14 protein-coding genes are annotated in these 17,194 nt (G+C 65.1%); 6 read left to right on the top strand and 8 right to left on the bottom strand.

Annotated elements, in window-relative coordinates:
- Positions 1-124: 124 nt before the first annotated feature.
- A complete protein-coding gene (locus C8C92_RS04345; RefSeq protein WP_099760793.1) occupies positions 125-754 on the top strand; it encodes a head GIN domain-containing protein in 630 nt (209 codons plus the stop codon).
- 42 nt (positions 755-796) lie between these two features.
- Complete coding sequence (locus tag C8C92_RS04340; protein ID WP_096233709.1) at positions 797-1,594, top strand: enoyl-CoA hydratase; 798 nt, start codon at positions 797-799, stop codon at positions 1,592-1,594.
- A 6-nt stretch (positions 1,595-1,600) separates the two neighbouring features.
- On the opposite strand, the gene C8C92_RS04335 is transcribed toward C8C92_RS04340, so the two are convergent.
- The 5 genes from C8C92_RS04335 to C8C92_RS04315 form a co-directional block, all read right to left on the bottom strand.
- Positions 1,601-2,338, bottom strand: coding sequence for an AIM24 family protein (locus tag C8C92_RS04335; RefSeq protein WP_099760795.1), 738 nt, complete (start codon positions 2,336-2,338; stop codon positions 1,601-1,603).
- Positions 2,339-2,341: 3 nt separating this feature from the next.
- Positions 2,342-2,983 (bottom strand): AIM24 family protein, encoded by a 642-nt coding sequence (locus C8C92_RS04330; RefSeq protein WP_099389936.1) that lies wholly within the window; start codon positions 2,981-2,983, stop codon positions 2,342-2,344.
- Between the two features lie 17 nt (positions 2,984-3,000).
- Positions 3,001-3,654: an AIM24 family protein gene (locus tag C8C92_RS04325; protein WP_081344927.1), complete on the bottom strand. Its 654-nt coding sequence runs from the start codon at positions 3,652-3,654 to the stop codon at positions 3,001-3,003.
- 122 nt (positions 3,655-3,776) lie between these two features.
- A complete protein-coding gene (locus C8C92_RS04320) occupies positions 3,777-6,941 on the bottom strand; it encodes a S8 family serine peptidase (RefSeq protein WP_116743106.1) in 3,165 nt (1,054 codons plus the stop codon).
- A gap of 1 nt (position 6,942) precedes the next feature.
- A complete protein-coding gene (locus C8C92_RS04315; RefSeq protein WP_099760798.1) occupies positions 6,943-7,758 on the bottom strand; it encodes an NF038120 family PEP-CTERM protein in 816 nt (271 codons plus the stop codon).
- Positions 7,759-8,197: 439 nt separating this feature from the next.
- Here C8C92_RS04315 and C8C92_RS04310 point away from each other — a divergent pair, with 439 nt between their 5' ends.
- Entirely contained in the window at positions 8,198-9,106 is a 909-nt protein-coding gene (locus tag C8C92_RS04310) for a histidine kinase (protein WP_165829274.1), read from the top strand.
- Positions 9,103-9,771 (top strand): response regulator transcription factor, encoded by a 669-nt coding sequence (locus tag C8C92_RS04305; RefSeq protein WP_243420110.1) that lies wholly within the window; start codon positions 9,103-9,105, stop codon positions 9,769-9,771. The genes C8C92_RS04310 and C8C92_RS04305 overlap by 4 nt, the downstream gene beginning before the upstream one ends.
- Here C8C92_RS04305 and C8C92_RS04300 read toward each other — a convergent pair.
- Both C8C92_RS04300 and C8C92_RS04295 read right to left on the bottom strand, forming a co-directional pair.
- Complete coding sequence (locus C8C92_RS04300) at positions 9,768-12,257, bottom strand: TonB-dependent receptor (protein WP_116743104.1); 2,490 nt, start codon at positions 12,255-12,257, stop codon at positions 9,768-9,770. The two genes, C8C92_RS04305 and C8C92_RS04300, sit on opposite strands and share 4 nt — an antisense overlap.
- Before the next feature lie 91 nt (positions 12,258-12,348).
- On the bottom strand, positions 12,349-12,810 hold the full coding sequence (locus C8C92_RS04295; protein WP_070217690.1) for an Lrp/AsnC family transcriptional regulator: 462 nt from the start codon (positions 12,808-12,810) through the stop codon (positions 12,349-12,351).
- 99 nt (positions 12,811-12,909) lie between these two features.
- Between C8C92_RS04295 and ilvB the strand changes: the two genes are divergently transcribed.
- Positions 12,910-14,658 carry a biosynthetic-type acetolactate synthase large subunit gene (ilvB, locus tag C8C92_RS04290; protein WP_116745842.1) on the top strand — a complete coding sequence of 583 codons (1,749 nt, stop codon included), beginning with the start codon at positions 12,910-12,912 and terminating at the stop codon, positions 14,656-14,658.
- A 97-nt stretch (positions 14,659-14,755) separates the two neighbouring features.
- Here the strand turns inward: ilvB and C8C92_RS04285 are convergent, their stop codons facing one another.
- Positions 14,756-15,613 (bottom strand): helix-turn-helix domain-containing protein, encoded by an 858-nt coding sequence (locus C8C92_RS04285; RefSeq protein ID WP_243420109.1) that lies wholly within the window; start codon positions 15,611-15,613, stop codon positions 14,756-14,758.
- A gap of 135 nt (positions 15,614-15,748) precedes the next feature.
- On the opposite strand from C8C92_RS04285, the gene C8C92_RS04280 reads away from it, so the two are divergent.
- Entirely contained in the window at positions 15,749-17,191 is a 1,443-nt protein-coding gene (locus C8C92_RS04280) for a cytochrome P450 (RefSeq protein ID WP_243420108.1), read from the top strand.
- Positions 17,192-17,194 lie beyond the last annotated feature (3 nt).

The following is a 17,194-nucleotide window of genomic DNA, read 5'->3' as shown; positions in this document are numbered from 1 at the left end:
AACGGCGCCTTGCCGGGCGCGCGGCTGTCATCCGCGCCGCGATTTGTGCCGTTCATCGCAAATTTCTCCCCAATGGAGATGTTGCACAATAGAATACACTGATCAACTACTCAAGGAAACCGCCATGCGCCCTCTGTTCCTGTTGTCAGTCCTGTCCCTCGCCTGCCTCGCTACCGTCGCGCATGCCGACGAGCAAACCCGCACGGTCGGCGCCTTCAACGCCATCGACATCCGCGGCCCCATCAGCATCGAAGTCGAATCGGGCAAAGAGCAGACCCTGCTGCTGCGCGGCGACCAGAAATTCCTCAGCGGCGTGATTACGGAAGTGGTCGATGGCGAGCTGAAAATTTCCATGAAGGACAAGGACATCAAGAAGACCGAGGGCGACCCGCGCGTCATCATCACCATGCCCACCTTGCGCAAGCTGATCGCGGAAGGCGCGGGCGAGAAGATCTTGACCAAGCTCAATGGCCCAAGAGTCGACATCAGCTACAAGGGCGCGGGCCGCCTGGCCGCCGATGGCCAGGTCGACTGGCTGCGCCTGAAGGCGCAGGGCGTGGGCGAAGTCGATACGAAAGCCTTGCTGGCGAAAAACGTCGACGTCAATTTCGAAGGCATCGGCTCCGTCAAGGTGTATTCCTCGGGCGAACTGAACGCCGTGGTGCGCGGCATGGGCGAACTGACGTATTACGGCAAGCCGAAGATCGTGCACAAGTCGGTCGCCGGCATCGGCAGCGTCAATGCCGCCAAGTAAAATTTCCTAGAACAACAAGGCCATCAGGCCACTGGAGACCGCATGACCGTTTTACACGATACCGACGCACCGCTGGTGCTGCGCGAGGATGAGGGTGGCCTCGTCACCCTGCGCCTGAACCGCCCCCTGCAATTCAATGCCCTGTCGGAAGCCATGCTGGCGGCGCTGCAAGAAGCGCTGGATGCCATCGCGCAGCAGCCGCACGTGCGCTGCGTGGTGCTGGCCGCCGAAGGCAAGGCCTTTTGCGCGGGCCACGATTTGCGCCAGATGCAAGCTACGCGCCAGCTTGATTATTATCAGACCCTGTTCGCGCAATGCTCGCGCGTAATGCAAGCCATCCAGGCCTTGCCCGTGCCCGTGATTGCCCGCGTGCACGGCATCGCCACGGCGGCCGGCTGCCAATTAGTCGCCAGCTGCGACCTGGCTGTGGCGGGCGCGTCCGCCCGTTTTGCCGTCTCCGGCATCAACGTGGGCCTGTTCTGCGCCACGCCATCGGTGGCCCTGTCGCGCAACGTCTCGCCCAAACGGGCCTTCGACATGCTGGTGACGGGCCGCTTCATCGACGCCGACACGGCCGCCGACTGGGGCCTGATCAACGAAACGGTGGCCGATACGGCGCTCGACGAGGCCGTCGCGCGCCTGGCGCAGCAAATCATGGCAAAAAGCCCGACGGCCATCCGCTACGGCAAGGCCATGTTCTACCGGCAGCGCCAGTTGCCGCTGGACGACGCGTATGCGTATGCGGGCGACGTGATGGCGCGCAACATGATGGAAGAGGATGCGGACGAAGGCGTCACCGCCTTTTTAGAGAAGCGGCCGCCCAGCTGGGCGCGGCCGTAACATAATTTAGCGCTCTTGCTTCATCTGCTGCTGGACGGAAAGACTCAAGGTACCGAGGTCTTCCTTGCCCAGCAGCGGCAGTTGCGACAGCAGCTGCATCAGGGCCGAGCTGCCCGTCACGTCCAGTTCGGACGACTGCACCAGCACCGTGCCGGCGCCCGTGAAGTCGATCTGCTTTTCCTCGCCCGACAAGGTAAAACCCGTGAGTGCGCCGGCGGCCGAGGCCCAACCCTGCACGTGGGCGTAATCGTAGTGATACGAAGGGCTGGGGCAGTCGGCCCAGCCCAGCACGGCCTGCTCGTCCACGCGGCACGGCAGTTCCAGGAAATGCACGGGGCCGTTCGACGAGGCGATCACTTTACCGGTGCCGATCATCGTCAGATAGCCGGGCAGGGTCGATTCCTGGCAAATCACATCCTTGGTAAAACCCAGCAGGTTTTTCGCGCGGATGGTCATGTTGGCGTTGTCCAGGTCGTAGCACGCCAGGTCGTTGCCGTTATCGCCCAAAATCAAGTGACCCTGGCCTTGCGCCACGACAAAGTGGTGGATGTACTTGGGCGCATTGAAGGCGTTGCGCACGATCAAGTCGAGCACGCTGCTGCCCATGGCTTCGAAGCGCAGCTCGCCATAGAAGGCGATCATCTTGCCCTTGCGAATGAAGATCTGTTCCTTGACGTCGATGACATACGAAAAACGGTTCAGGTTATCGTTCTTCGGTAAGGTATCGGGGTTGTAAATCGTCATGGCTTACCTTTCGCTCGCTTGGATGTAGACCGTGCCCTGGCCCGTAAACTTCACCTGGTACGATTCGCCGGACGCCTGGCCGACGAAGGTTTTCCAGTTCAGGTCCGTGACGATGGTCGAGCTCAGCTGGCCCGTGTGGCCGATATACGCTTGCGGGTCGACAAACACGGGCACGTCCGGCGTGACGGGCAAGCCGATGGCATTGCCGTCCGACAAAATCGCCACTTCGCCCGTGCCTTGCAAGGTGGTGGTAAACAAGCCCTGGCCCGAGGCCATGCCGCGCACCACGCCCTGCACGCCGCCCTGGTTGCCGAGGAACATGGTGCCGGCCGTCAGGCGTGCATCGAAGGCCAGCAGGGAATCGCTTTCCACATAGAAAGTTTCGCCGCGCACGGGGACGATGGTGACGAACAGGCCGCCTTGCGCGTAAAACACGCTGCCCGTGCCACGCGCCGACATCATGGCGTAGCCCTCGTTCGTGACGGCGCGCATGGCCAGGCTTTGCACGCCCTGGCCGGCCAGGAAGGAGCGGCTGAACGCCACGTCGCCCTGGTACGACACCATGGCGCCCTTGCGGGCGAACACTTCTTCATTGCCGAGTTTGACCTCAAGCATCTTTTCATTGATTTGCTGATAGACAGGCATCGCGGGTCCTCGCTGACTTAACGTTCGGCGGGCTGGATGAACACCACGCCCTGGCCAGTGAATTTATGCTGGTACGATTCGCCCGAGCTCTGGCCGATCATGGTGCGCCAGTTGACGTCAAAAACGAATTCCTGGCGGATATCGCCCTTGAAGCCGACGAAGGCGTCCGGGTCCACGCGCAGCGGGTGCGCCGGCGTCACTTCCAGCATGATCAGGTTGCCGCGCGAAATGACGGCCAGGTTGCCATGGCCTTCGACGGTAGTGGAAAACAGGCCCTGGCCCGAGCTGGCGCCACGCAGGCCGGCAAAGCTGGTGCCCGTCTTCAGACTGGTGTCGTAGGCCAGCAGGCTGCTGCTTTCGATGGTCAGCTTTTCGCCGGCCAGCGCCATGACGGTGATCTCGGCCGCATTCTGCGCGAAAAACACCGTGCCGCTGCCTGAAGCCTGCATCACTTGCATGCCTTCGTTCGTCACCTTGCGCTTGAGCGCGCCGAAGATGCCCTCGCCACCGAGCAGGGACTTTTCAAATTTGATGCTGCCCGTATAGGCGACCATGGCGCCGGCAATCGCCAGCACTTTTTCATCCTGCAGGCGCACTTCCAGCAGGCGGTCGGTATTGGTGCGGAAACTGGTCACGCGCGACTCCCCAAGAATGCCAGGGCACAAAGCCATGGCTATCCGACAAGATACCGGTGGCTTTGCCGGTGCGCAAGCGCTATTCCTCCCGAACGGGGGTGTATAAATAAAAAAAAAGCGTGCCCGGAGGCACGCCTTGCGCTCACGCAAAGAACGGTTTATTCAGCCAGCACCGGCCTGGCGCCGCGTGCGTTCTGGAACATCGGCACGGGGTCATTGGTATTGACCTCGACCACCGTGACGCCCTGCACCACGCCGCCCACCTGGTAGCCGACGGCGCCCAGGTGGCGCTTGCCTTCGGCCAGGTTGGACCAGCTCAGGGAGACAGTCGCCGTGCCGCCCGTGTAGGCCGTGCCCGGCATCAGCGCCTTGAAGCCGCCATTCGACAGGCCAGGCGCCAGCACCCACGACGACAGCGTGTAGTCGGCCTGGCCGCCTTGCGGCGCGTAGCCGATCACGCACACCTTGTACGTGCCAGCGGCGGGCAGGCGCAGTTCCACTTGCTCATTGGAACCTTCATTGCCGCTGCTGCCGACCAGCACATTGGCGGCGTTGTAGACCTCCATGTCCATGTCGGTATTTGCGCCGCCCGTCGTTTCCGCGTCGTAGGTGGCAAAGCGCGCCGCCAGGGTGCCGGCCGGGATCACCACGCTGTGCACGTTCACGCCCGTGGTGCCGCCAGCCTTGCAGGCAGCCGATGCGGCAGCGCCCGTCACTGCCTGGCCGATCGTGCGCGCCTGGCGCACGGCTTCGACGAGACCCGACTTGACGCCCACCAGCGCGCCCGTGAAGCCCGTGCCCAGGGTCAGCACCTTGCTGCCCGTGGCCGCTTCGCTTCTGACCAGTGGAATGGCGGCCAGCGAGGTGCCACGCGCCGTCAGCGGGCTGCGTACCGTGTGCGTGCCATCGCTCCAGCTCAGGGCGCCGTAGGCCCAGGTATTGGCCGGCGCCGTGGTGCGCGTCAGCTTGACCTGGTACTGCGCACTGGCGCCCGGCGCCAGGCTCAGGCTGGTTGGCGTCACCGCCACCGTATAACCGGACAGGCTGGCCGAGACGTTGTAGACGGCGCTGCTGGCACCCACGTTGGTCACCGTGCGCGTCAGGGTTTGCGTGCCCAGCACGTTGGCCGCCGTCAGCGATGCCAGGTTCAGGTTGTAGGCCGGGATGGTGCCGATGGCCTGGCAGGTGGCGGCCGTGTAGACCTTCAGGTTCAGGCCGCACAGGAAGCGCGCATAGTCGATTTCCGACATGTCATACACGAGGCCCGGATCGGCCGCGCTGTTCGGCGCGATGTGGCCGGCGCCCTGGCCCCATGGCAGCTGGCCCGAGTTCTTCGCCGTGGCATCCCACGACACGGAACCGTTCAAGCCATCCGAATAGGTGCTGAAGGCCGTCGTCATCAATGCCGACTTGATGGCTGCGGGCGACCAGTCCGGATGCTGCTGCTTGAGCAGGGCCGCCACGCCGGCCACGTGCGGGCTGGCCATCGAGGTGCCGGAATAGAAATCCCATTCGGCCGACGGCGCCACGCCACCGGCCGCCACGGCATCGCGCTGCGCCTGCGTCAGGTCGGCCGTCACGCCGGCCAGCACGTTGGTGCCGGGCGCCGACAGATCCGGTTTCAGGATGTTCGCATTGGCCACGTTCGGCCCGCGCGAGGAACGGTCGCTGACGATCGGCGCCTGCACCGTGGTGTCGGGGATGGTATGGATGTCGCCCAAGGCCGCCGTGCCGTCGGGGTTTGCGGTCATGAAATCTTTCAGCGCGTCGCCCTGCGTCTGCGCCAGGTGCACGGTCGACAGCACATGCGCCTGGTTGATGATGGTGTTGACGCCACCGGCCACGTTGGCGATGATCACGCCCGCCGCGCCCGCCGTTTTGGCATTCGCGCTCTTGTTGACCAGCACGTTGCCGCCACGGTCGCACACCAGCACCTTGCCCGCCACTTTCGCCGGGTCCAGGTAGGCCGAGGTGACATCGGCCGCGCCGAAGCAGCGCAGCAGGTTGACATCCGTCGGCAACACGCCGGCCAGGCCCGCGTCGCGCGAGCGGATCAGCGGCAGCGCCGGCGTCTTCGCATTGCTCGATGCGCCTTCCAGCTTGCTGCCGTTGCTGAGGATGACGTTACCCGCGTACAGGCGGTTGTGGGTGGAATTGGCCACCGTCGCCAGCCACGGGCTGATGTGCGACACGGGTGCAGGCACATCGGGTGCCGGCGTGGCCGGGCCGGAATTGCCGCCCGACGTGGCAACGAACACACCGGCTGCCGCCGCGCCGAGGAAGGCCACTTCCGTCGGCTCGTCGAACGCGCCGCCGCCCGCGTTCGGACCGATGGAGAAGTTGATGACGTTGACGCCATCCTTGACCGCCTGGTCGATGGCGGCCACGCTGTCGGCCGTGGCGCAGCCGTTGCGCCCCGTCGAGGCAGCCGTCCAGCACACTTTATAGGCGGCGATGCGGGCGCGCGGCGCCATGCCCGACGCCTTGCCCAGCGAGACGCCGTTCGAGGTGGCCAGGGCGCCATTGTTGCCGCCGGCCGTGGACGCCGTATGCGTGCCATGGCCGCCGTGCCCCGTCAATCCGGCGACGGAATCGCGCGGCGATAAAAATTCCGTCCAGTGCAGGGCCGACGTGGCGGCGCGGTAGTAGCGCGCACCGATCAGCTTGTTGTTGCAATTCTCGGCGGAAAATCCCTCGCCTGTCTGGCACGTGCCCTGCCAGTTGGCCGGTGGCGCGCCGTACACGACGTTGTTGCCATTGTGGCTGGGTACGCCGTTCTCGTCGAGGCGGTCGGCAAAGGCCGTGTTCTCTGGCCAGATGCCGCTGTCGACGATGCCGATGATGATGTCTTCACCCGCGTGCGCCTTGCCGCCCAGCTGCTCCCAGATGCCGCCCGGCTTGTCCAGGCCCAGGAAGCTGGGCGTGTAGCTGGTGTCGAGCTGCAGGATGGAGTCGGCGCTGATGCTGGCCACGCCGCTGTTTTTCTTCAGGGCCCGCACTTCATCGTCCGTCAGCAAGGCGGAAAAGCCGTTGAAGACGACGCTGTACTGGTGCGTGATTTCAGCCGCACTGACGGTACCGGCCACGGCGGCCTGTTTGGTGTCGAGGTAGCTCAGGTAGGCCTGCACATCGGCGGCGCCCACGTTGATACGTGCCCCCGGGGCCGGCTTGGTGGCGGCCAGGCCGTTGACCTGGCCCGTGTAGGTGGCGGCCGGCTTGTCGACCAGCTGCACGATGTAGGAGCGGCGTTCCTGCGCCTGCGCCGCTTGCGCCAGGCTGGCGGCCAGCAGGAGGATGGCGAGTGAAACGGGACGTAGTTTCATCTCATGCTCCTTGCACGGTGGAAGCTGCGAACTTGCCGCTGCGGCGGCGCGACAGCATGCCGATGGCACCCAGGCCGGCCAGCATCAGCATGTAGGTCGACGGTTCCGGCACGGCGCTGACACTGAGGTTGTCGAGCGCGAACTGGCCCTGGTTGAATGCGGGCGAATCGAGGGAATTGCTGCACGCGCCCGTCTCGTTGAAGATACACGCATTGAAGGTCAGGCCCGTGAAGGCGTAGTTGCTGAAGCCGCTGAGCAGGGAAGCGCTTTGGAAATAGTAATTGCCATCGCTGCCCTGGCCCGGAAACGCCCACGACGTGCTGATCACCTGGCCGTTGCTCAGGGTGCCGCTCAGTTGCAGCTGGCCCCAATTCATGTTCGGCAAGCCCGTGATGGGGGCGATGAAGGAATAGTCGAAGCCGGACAGGGTGAATGCCCGGTGGTCGGCGCGCGAGAAATTCACGCCGCCATCGTTGAGGATGGCCAGGTAGTTGCCAGTGGCGCCTTGCGGGCAGGCGGCGATATCGCACGACGAGCCCACGCTGCCATCGAGAATGGCGCCCACGCCGCTGATGCCGCCGCCGGCCGCCGTGGTCGGGTCGGCCAGGAACTGCAGCTTGTAGTTCGACGTATTGAGCGTCTGGCCGCTTTCATACACGTCGGGGGGCAAGTTATCGAAGCTCAGGACACCGGCCATGGCTGGTGCCGAGGCCAGCACGGACAAGGTGGCCAGCGCGGCAAAAACGGTGGAGCGACCGCGGGTAGCGGACGGATTGACGATGGCGGGCGATACCCGCGCAGGTGATAAACGATTCATTCTATTCCCTTGATTGTTGTGGATAGATAGGTCGGCAGGTCTGGCGCCCGCTTTCAGCTTTTTCACAAAAGTGTCAATAAATATAGCAAATTACATAAAATAAATATCATATATTTAATATCATTTATTTATTTTTTATCTAACTCTGCGAAACTTTGTTTTGTTTTACCTATGAAACCTTGAGGAATCTCAATGTTACATTTGAACAACAATTCATCACGCAGCTGACGTGTGCGCCAACGGGCCGGCCCAACTTCCTATAAGCTCGAAAACCGCGCTTGCAAAGCCATCACATCGGCGTCACATCGCGGTACACCTGTTCCATCCTGGAACACTGGTCTGTGCCCCTCGTTCCCACAAGACGCACCTCTCGGGCTATTGCGCCGATGGCATGAAGCTTGCACAACAAGGGGATCGACCGTGCTCAGGGAGCAACATCATGGAACACTACCAACTGGCCGGCAGCGGCCGCTCAGGCACGCGGCCGGCCTGGCGCAGCATCGTGTGCTGCGCGCTGGCGCTGGCTTTTTTCCTGCTGGCCGCCAGGCTGGACCTGGCCGAACGGCTGACGCGCGTCCTCTGGCGCCAGGAGCACTGGCAACTCGATGAATTGGCCCTGAGCCTGCTGCTGCTGGTGCTGGTACTGGCCGGCTTTGCCATCTGGCGCGGACGTCAGGTGGCCCTGCTGCTGGCGCAAAACCGCGCGCTCACGCAGCGCCTGCTGCGCGCGCAGGAAGAGGAACGCTGCGCGCTGGCGCGCGAGCTGCACGATGAAGTGGGTCAAGACTGCACGGCCATCCGCGCCGCCGCCAGCTATATCCTGCGCGCGCGCGATGGCGACCAGGCGAACGTACAAGCCTGTGCCGCCAGCATCGCCCGCTCCGCAGAAGCGCTGCATGCGATGGTGCGCAGCATGCTGCGCCGGCTGCGCCCGCCCGTGCTCGACAGCCTGGGCCTGGAAGCGGCCCTGCAGGCGCTGTGCGACAGCTGGGCCCAGCAGCACGACATCGCTTGCCGTTTCGCGCCGCACGCCATCCCCGCCGACCTCGACGACAGCATCGCCACGGCCATCTACCGCCTGGTGCAGGAAGGCTTGACGAATGTGGCACGCCACGCGGGCGCCGACCAGGCCACCGTGGAATTGCGCGCCGATGCGCACGGCTTGCTGCACCTGGCCATCGAAGACAATGGCCAGGGCTTGTGCCAGGACAGGCAGCAGGATCCCGGCTTCGGCATGCTCGGCATGCGTGAAAGAGTCGCCGGCCTGCGCGGCCATATCCGCTGGATCAGTGCGCTGGGCAACGGCTTGCGCATCGAAGTGGCCCTGGCGGCCCGGTGCGCGGCATGAACGCCATGCACAACGCCCTGCAGCCGATCCGCGTCATGCTGGTGGACGACCACCCGGTGGTGCGCATGGGCTACCGGCGCCTGCTGGAACAGGGCGGCGACATCGCCGTCGTGGCCGAGGCAGGCAATGGCGAAACGGCGTATGGCCTGTACCTGGAGCAGGCACCCGACGTGTGTGTCACGGATCTGTCCATGCCCGGCATCGGCGGCCTGGAATTGCTGCGCAAGCTGCTCGCGCGCGATGCTGGCGCCCGCGTGCTGGTGTTTACCATGCACGACACGCCGCAGCTGATCGCGCGCGCGTTTGACGGCGGCGCCTGCGGCTTCGTCAGCAAGCAGGCCGACCCGGAACACCTGGTCGACGCCGTGCGCGCCGCCCACGCGGGCCGGCGCTACCTGGACCCGCACAGCGCGCCCGGCGTGCTGCAGGGCACGGCCAGCATGGAAGCGCAGCGCTTGAGCAGCCTGAGCCAGCGCGAATTCGAAATCTTCCGCCTGCTGGCCGAAGGCCGCAGCGCCGCCGACTGCGCCCGCCTGCTGCACGTGAGCAGCAAGACGGTGGCCAACCACCAGACCTGCATCAAGGAAAAGCTCGACGTGCCCGGCCCCGCCGCCCTCGTCCACCTGGCGCTGCGCAACGGGGTCATCGAGCATATCCTGCCTTAAAACACGTAGCGCAAGCCCGCATTCACGCTGCGCGGCGCGCCGGCCGCATAAAACGTCGCGTTGACCATCGGATACTCGCCGTTCACGGCGGGCAGCGGCCGGGCGGCGAAATTGCCGTTGGCGTCGAAAGCCGTGGCGCCCAGCTGGGCCGCCGTCGCATATTTGCGGTCGAACAAGTTATTCACTTGGGCAAATATGCTCAGCTGCGGCGTCAGATGATATTTCCCATTCAGTTCCACCACGGCATAGCCGCCGCTCTTGCCCGACCCCAGGTACGCTGGCCCGCCCGCCTGGTGCTGGTTGTTTTCATTGCCGCGCGCATACGCGCTCGACACGGCCGTCATGGCCAGGCCCACCGTCCAGTCGCGTCCTCCTTGAACATCCACGTGCGCCTTGAAGATATGGCTCGGTGTCAGCGGTATCCGCTTGCCCGGCGTGATGACGATATTGCCTTCCAGGCCAGGTGCTTGCGCGTCGCTGCTGCTGTTGGCGCTGCCGTTGACCACTTCCCGGCTTTGATACGTCGCCTGCAGCCACGTGTAGTTGACGCCGAAGTCCAGCGCGCCCGCCTTGCCATCGACCGCCAATTCGGCGCCCTGGTGGCGCGTCTTGCCGAAATTTTTGAAGTAGCCAAATCCCGCCTGGTTGTCGGCCACGAACAGGATATCGTCGTGGTTTTCTGCGCGGAACACGCCCGCGCTCCAGCGGGCCACGTCGGCGAGCTTGCCGCGCACGCCCGCTTCCCACGTCTTCGTCACCACCTGTTTTAATGGCGGGTCGCCGGCCATGGCATTGGGCAGGCGGCATGGGTTTTCCGGGTCGGCGCAACCGAGTTCGATGGCCGTCGGCGTGCGGCTGCCTTCGTTGTAACCGAGGTAGGCGCTCACGCCCTTCGCCGGCGCATAGGCCAGGCCGATGGCGGGATTGAAGCGGCTGAAACGGTGGTCGCCATCGAGCGAACCGCTGCCGCCGCCTGGCGTAATGGCGTCGCGGTTGCGCACCGTGCTGCGGTTGTAGCGGCCGGAAACGGTCAAGGTCAACGCTTGATTCAATGCAATACTGTCGCTCGCATACACGCTCCAGGTACGTACGCGCCCGCTCAAGTCGACCCGGTTATCGACGGGCGTGCCGTCGTCGTCGATTTGCGTGCCGTCGGCAAAGAAGTCGACGGGCGTGATGCTGCGGTCCGGGTTCAGGTAGCCGAACTGGCTGGTCTGGCGGAAGGTGGCGTGGCTCGCATCAAAGGCGGCGCCGGCCGTGACGGCATGGCGCGCGCCCGCCAGATCGGCCAGCACGGTGAACTGGCCGGAGAGCCCATAGTTTTCCTGCTGCGTATGGCTGCGGTTGAGCATGCCATTGCATTTTTCGGCCGGCTCATCGTTCAACAGCACGTTGCCGATGCAGCGCCACTTCGGAAACGGCGTATTGCCTGCATTCGCCCCGCTGGCGGGAAAGCCCGTGTAGCCGGCCGCCGCCAGCGCCGCCCGCTCGGCCGCGCCGGGCTGGTAGACGGACTGGTCCAGCGACTCGTCGTTCAGGTCGCCGTTAAACGTGTGCGTGTCGATCTTGCGGTAGTAGACATTGCCGGACAAGAGCAAGGCCTCGCTGGCCTGGTGCTTGCCCGTCAGGTTCAGCAGGGTCGACCGGTTCTGCGTCAGATCGGGCTTGGTGTAGACGCTGCGGTAGTCGCGCGCCAGCAGGCGCTGTTCCTGCAAGCCGTTGCCCGTCAGCGCATTGTCCGCGTGGGCCACGGTGGCGGCAATGTCCGTGCGTGCATCGCTCCAGCCCAGCTTGCCAAACACCTGGCGCACGTCGGACGGCGAATCGTCGCGCCAGCCATCTTCCCTGAAGCGGTTGCCCGTCACATACCAGTGCCAGCCCTGCGCATTGCTGCCGCCATGCTCGAACTCGACGCCGCGCCGTTGACCGGAACCCAGGCGCGCTTCGATGGCGGTGCCGGGACTGCTGCGCCCGTCCTTGGTCTGCAGAGCCAGCGCGCCGCCCAAGGTGTTGAGGCCAAACAATGGGTTCGAGCCTGGCATCAAGGTCAGCGATTCGATGGCCATGCGCGGGATCAAGTCCCAGCTAACGACGTCGCCAAACGGCTGGTTCAATCGCATGCCGTCGAGATACACAGAGAGTCCTTGCGGCGTGCCCAGCAGGGGCGAAGCCGTATAGCCGCGATAGCTGACGTCGGGCTGGAACGGGTTGTTCTGCACTTCGTTCACGTAGACGCTGCCCAGGTTGCGGCGCAGGAAGGCGGAAATGTCGAGCGCGCCGCTGCGCGCGATCTGCTGCGCGCTGGCCGTTTGCACGGGCGCGGCCAGGGTATCGCGCGGCTGCTCCACGGTGGGCAGCGGCATGCTGCCCGTGATGATGACGGTGGGCAAGTCGCCCGAGGTGGCCAGGCTGGCGTCAACGGCAAGGTCGGCGGCCTGCGCCTGGCACAGCGCCATGGCGGCGGCGGCGAATAAAGTCAGTTTCATGCGTATCCCCGTTTTATAGTGGTTTTTATTGCGTCCAGTATCGGGCAACCACCAGGGATGAACTAGGGAAAAATTCCCGCCGTGTACAAGCTTACCGTTGCAGGGGCAAATAGCTCTGCTTCAGCTGGCGCAACACGAAACTGGATTTGCTGTGGCGGATGCCGGGAATTTTATACAGGCGCTCGCGCAGCAGGCGCTCATAGTCGCGCGTGTCGCTGACCGCAATGCGCAGGTAGTAATCGTAATCGCCGGAGACGAGAAACGCTTCCAGCACTTCCGGGATCATGGCCAGCGCGTGGCCGAATTCGAACAGGGCCTGGTCGGAATGGTCGTCCAGCGTGACTTGCACGATGACGGTATCGGCCAAGCCGACCTTGGCCGCGTTGACGTTCACCGTGTAACCCTCGATGACACCATCGTCTTCCATGCGCTTGATGCGCGCCCAGCATGGGGACGAGGTCAGGCCCACCTTGGCGCTCAGGTCGTGCAGGCTGATGCGGGCGTCCTGCTGCAGGGCCGTCAGGATGGCGAGGTCGAATTTGTCGAGCTTCATTCTGTTCTTTCACTATTTTGCAGCAAATTTTGCTGAATTATGCATTTTATACGAGAAAACCAGCAGCCTTTTCTGCCGCATCAGGCAGAAAATAAGGCCATGAAACCCGATCCCGCTCCCCTCCTCGCTCGCGCATCCCATAACGGCGCCAGCACCCTGATCAACACCCTGCTGGCGCTCGGTGTCGACACCGTCTTCGGCTATCCGGGCGGCGCCGTGCTGCCCCTGTACGACGCGCTGCACGCGCAGCCCCGCTTGCGCCACGTGCTGGTGCGCCACGAACAGGCGGCCGTGCACGCGGCAGAAGGGTATGCGCGCAGCACGGGCCGGCCCGGCGTCGTCTTCGTCACCTCCGGCCCCGGCATGAGCAATACCACCACGGGACTGCTCGACGCCCTGTGCGATTCGATACCCCTCATCTGCATCAGCGGCCAGGTAGCCAGCACCAGCATCGGCACGAACGCTTTCCAGGAATGCGATGCGCTGGGCATTTCGCGCCCCGTCACCAAGTGGAACCGGCAAATCCGTAGCGCAGACGAAACGGCCGCCGTGCTGCACGAAGCTTTTATGCAAGCCACGCAAGGCCGGCCCGGCCCCGTGCTGATCGACTTTCCCAAGGACTTGCAGCTGGCACAGGTCATCGAAACCGCGCCACTGCCGCCCGCTGCTACCGTCGCCGCACCCCTGCCCGACAGCACTGACCTGGAACGGGCCGCCAGCCTGATCGCCGGTGCGCGCCAGCCCGTGTTCTATGGCGGTGGAGGTCTCATCAATTCCGGCCCGGACGCCTGCGCCGCGTTTCAACAATTAGTGAAACTGGCGGCCGCACCGTGCACCTTGACCCTGCTGGGCCTGGGCGCCTTTCCCGCTTCGCACCCGGCCTTCCTCGGCATGCTGGGCATGCACGGCACGCTGGAAGCCAACCTGGCCATGCACCATGCGGATCTGATCGTCTGCGTCGGCGCCCGCTTCGACGACCGGGTCACGGGACGGCTGGACGCCTTCTGCCCCGGCGCGAAAATCATCCACATCGATATCGACCCTGCCTCCATCCATAAAGTGGTGCGCGCCGACGTGGCCCTGCGCGGCGATTGCGCGCCCGTGCTCACCGCTTTGCTGGCGCAGCTGCGCGGACGCTTGCTGGCGGACCGCCAGCCGTGGTGGCAGCGCATCGATGGCTGGCGCGCGCAAGACTCGCTGGCGTTCGACGACACGCCCGAGGTGATCGCGCCGCAGGCGCTGATGCGCCGGCTGCAGGCGGCCCTGGACAGAATGGATAGCACGGACGCCATCGTCGCCACCGACGTGGGCCAGCACCAGATGTGGGCCGCGCAGCACTTGCGCTTCGAGCAGCCGCGCCGCTGGCTGACCTCGGGCGGCGCGGGCACCATGGGCTATGGCTTGCCGGCCGCCATCGGCGCGCAGATTGCCCACCCCGAAAAATGCGTGGTGTGCGTCAGCGGCGACGCCTCGATTCTGATGAATATCCAGGAACTGGCCACCGCCGTGCAGCACCGCCTGCCCGTCAAGGTGGTGTTGTCGAACAATGGCGTCATGGGCATGGTGCGCCAGTGGCAGGAGCTGATACATGGCGGTCGCTACAGCCACAGCTACACGGAAGCGCTGCCCGATTTCGTCGCCCTGGCGCGCGCATTCGGCTGGCAAGCGCACACGGTAAGCCGGCGCGAGGAGCTCGACGCGGCGCTGGCCGCCTGCCTGGCATCCGAAGGCCCGTATTTTCTCGACGTGCGCGTACACGGCGCGGAAAACTGCTTCCCCATGCTGGCGCCCGGCGCGGGGCAGCATGAAGTCACCCTATCCAAGGGAAATGTGTACAAGGAACGGTAGGTCGGATTAGCGGCAACGCCGCGTAATCCGACACCACCACCGGCCTCGCCAACGACGTTGTCGGATTACGCGCGGCCTTCGGCCGCACTAATCCGACCTACGTCCATATTCGGTAGATCCAGTAACTTTCATCTTCCTTCATGGCGCGCGCCAGCTCGGTAGGACTCAGCCCCGTGATTTCGCGCGTCTCGCGGCAGAAATGCGCCTGGTCGGCATAACCGCCGCTGGCGGCGATATCGGACCACGACACCCTGCCTTGCAGGATGGCGCCGCGCTCGTCAAGGAATAGCTGCTCCGCGCGGCGCATGCGGCGCAAGGTGCGCATGGGCTGGCCGGCCCAGGCCTTGATGCGGCGCTCGATATGGCGCGCGCTGCGGGCCAGGCCCGTCGAGGCCGCCTGCACGCCCAGGCGGCGCACCCAGTCCTGCACGGCGCCGGCCGATACATCGCTGCCCTTGCGCGCCGCCTGCCAGCGGGGCGCGAGAAAAGCCTCCACCAGGCCGATGCGCACGGCGTCGTCGGGCGCCGCCAGCACGGCGTCGGACAGGGCCAGCCAGTCGGCATCGAACAGCGCATCGAGCGGGCGAAACTGGTCCAGCAAGGCATCCATCGATACGCCCGTCAAGGCATGCAGGGCGGCCGGATACAACATCACGACAAACGAATGCACGGGGCCGGGGTTGTAGCTGACCAGCGGATACGAGCGGGGGCCGCCAAACAGCGCGGGCGGCATGCGCACGTCCGGCAGCGACAGGCCCGGCGCGGCCGCTTCCACATCGCCCGCGACGGTCCAGATGATGCTGCACATGGGCGCGGCGGGAAAGCGGTTCAGGCGCTGGGCCGGCGGCAAGGGCGCGCAGCGCGTGGTGTCGCGCACGAGGAAAGCGCGCACGCAGGAAGCGAGCGCGGTACGCGGCGCGATCAGGCGGGTCAGGGGCGTAGGGGCGGCAGGCATGGCGACGATTGTACCGGCAATTTCTGGCCGCGCACGATGTCGTATTCGTTCAATACAAACGGGCCGCAATCGCGTAGAGTATGGCCATTATTGCAAGCAATCCTCGTACTTTCACCGTATCGACAGGAGATGTCCATGCCGCCATTCGACCACGCCGCCGCACCCGACATTGCGCGGCCGCTGCGCCAGATCCGCCGCTTGCCGGGGCCCTTCGCCCTGCCCATCGTCGGCAACAGCCTGCAGATCAAGCTCACGCGCATCCACCGCGACGTGGAACAGTGGGTGCAGCGCTACGGCCCCTTCATGCGCGCCTGGTTCGGCCGCACGCTGGTGCTGGTGGTGGCCGACAGCGAGGCCGTCGGCGCCGTGCTGCGCGACCGGCCCGACGGTTTTCGCCGCCCCCTGAGCAGCTCCGTCGTGTCCGACGAAATGGGCGGCGTGCCCGGCCTGTTCCTGGCCGAGGGCACGGAGTGGCGCAACCAGCGCCGCATGGTCATGGCCGGCATGGCGCCCGGCGCCATCAAGGCCTACTTCCCGGCCCTGGTGACGGTGGCGCAGCGCCTGCAGCGGCGCTGGCATCTGGCCGCCACGCAAGGCCAGGCGATCGACCTCGATGGCGACCTGAAACGCTACACGGTCGACATCATCGCCGGCCTGGCCTTCGGCACGCAAGTCAACACGCTCGAATCGGGCGAAGACGTGATCCAGCGCCACATGGACGACATCCTGCCCGCCGTGGCGCGGCGCAGCCTGTCCATGTTCCCGTACTGGCGCTATGTCAAGCTGCCCGTCGACCGGCGGCTGGACCGCGACGTGGCGGCCCTTTCCGCCGCCGTGGCCGACCTGGTGCAGCAGGCGCGCACGCGCATGGCGCACGACCCGGCGCGCCGCGAGCGTCCGCCCAACCTGCTCGAAGCGATGATCGCCGCCGCCGACCTGGAAGGCAGCGGCGTGACCGACCGCAATGTGGCCGGCAATGTGCTCACCATGCTGCTGGCGGGCGAAGATACGACGGCCAACACGGTGTCATGGATGATCTATTTGTTGCAACGCCATCCGCACACCCTGGCCCGGGCGCGCGAGGAAGTGCGGCGCCTGGCACCGGACGTGGCCGGCTTCACGATCGAGCAGATGGATAGCCTCGACTACCTGGGCGCCTGCGCCAGCGAAGCCATGCGTTTGAAACCGGTGGCGCCGTTCCTGCCCGTCGAGGCGCTGCGCGACACGGTCATCGGCGATATTGCCGTGCCGGCCGGCACCCTCGTGTGGTGCGTGATGCGCCACGACACCGTATCCGATGCGCACTTTCCCGACGCGCAAGTCTTCCAGCCCGAACGCTGGCTGGCCGAAGGCGGCGAGGCGAACAACAAGCGCGCTTCGATGCCCTTCGGCGCCGGCTTGCGCACGTGCCCGGGCCGCTACCTGGCCTTGCTGGAAATCAAGATCGCCATGGCCATGCTGCTGGGCAGCTTCGACATTGCCGGCGTCGACACGCCCGATGGCGGCGAGGCGCAGGAATTGATGGGTTTCGTGATGTCGCCCATCGGCCTGACGCTGCGCCTGGCGCGACCGCAGTGATAC

Source organism: Janthinobacterium sp. 78 (genome assembly GCF_003096775.1).
In the GTDB taxonomy this organism is placed as follows: Bacteria; Pseudomonadota; Gammaproteobacteria; order Burkholderiales; family Burkholderiaceae_D; genus Janthinobacterium; species Janthinobacterium tructae.
Note: the sequence above shows the minus strand (reverse complement) of the source record. Positions and strands in the feature narration are given on the sequence as shown.

Excerpts from the sequence above, each read along its gene's own strand:
- C8C92_RS04345 (WP_099760793.1), top strand. The coding sequence starts at position 125 with ATGCGCCCTCTGTTCCTGTTGTCAGTCCTGTCCCTCGCCTGCCTCGCT.
- C8C92_RS04340 (WP_096233709.1), top strand. The coding sequence starts at position 797 with ATGACCGTTTTACACGATACCGACGCACCGCTGGTGCTGCGCGAGGAT.
- C8C92_RS04335 (WP_099760795.1), bottom strand. The coding sequence starts at position 2,338 with ATGACGATTTACAACCCCGATACCTTACCGAAGAACGATAACCTGAAC.
- C8C92_RS04330 (WP_099389936.1), bottom strand. The coding sequence starts at position 2,983 with ATGCCTGTCTATCAGCAAATCAATGAAAAGATGCTTGAGGTCAAACTC.
- C8C92_RS04325 (WP_081344927.1), bottom strand. The coding sequence starts at position 3,654 with ATGGCTTTGTGCCCTGGCATTCTTGGGGAGTCGCGCGTGACCAGTTTC.
- C8C92_RS04320 (WP_116743106.1), bottom strand. The coding sequence starts at position 6,941 with ATGAAACTACGTCCCGTTTCACTCGCCATCCTCCTGCTGGCCGCCAGC.
- C8C92_RS04315 (WP_099760798.1), bottom strand. The coding sequence starts at position 7,758 with ATGAATCGTTTATCACCTGCGCGGGTATCGCCCGCCATCGTCAATCCG.
- C8C92_RS04310 (WP_165829274.1), top strand. The coding sequence starts at position 8,198 with ATGGAACACTACCAACTGGCCGGCAGCGGCCGCTCAGGCACGCGGCCG.
- C8C92_RS04305 (WP_243420110.1), top strand. The coding sequence starts at position 9,103 with ATGAACGCCATGCACAACGCCCTGCAGCCGATCCGCGTCATGCTGGTG.
- C8C92_RS04300 (WP_116743104.1), bottom strand. The coding sequence starts at position 12,257 with ATGAAACTGACTTTATTCGCCGCCGCCGCCATGGCGCTGTGCCAGGCG.
- C8C92_RS04295 (WP_070217690.1), bottom strand. The coding sequence starts at position 12,810 with ATGAAGCTCGACAAATTCGACCTCGCCATCCTGACGGCCCTGCAGCAG.
- ilvB (WP_116745842.1), top strand. The coding sequence starts at position 12,910 with ATGAAACCCGATCCCGCTCCCCTCCTCGCTCGCGCATCCCATAACGGC.
- C8C92_RS04285 (WP_243420109.1), bottom strand. The coding sequence starts at position 15,613 with ATGCCTGCCGCCCCTACGCCCCTGACCCGCCTGATCGCGCCGCGTACC.
- C8C92_RS04280 (WP_243420108.1), top strand. The coding sequence starts at position 15,749 with ATGCCGCCATTCGACCACGCCGCCGCACCCGACATTGCGCGGCCGCTG.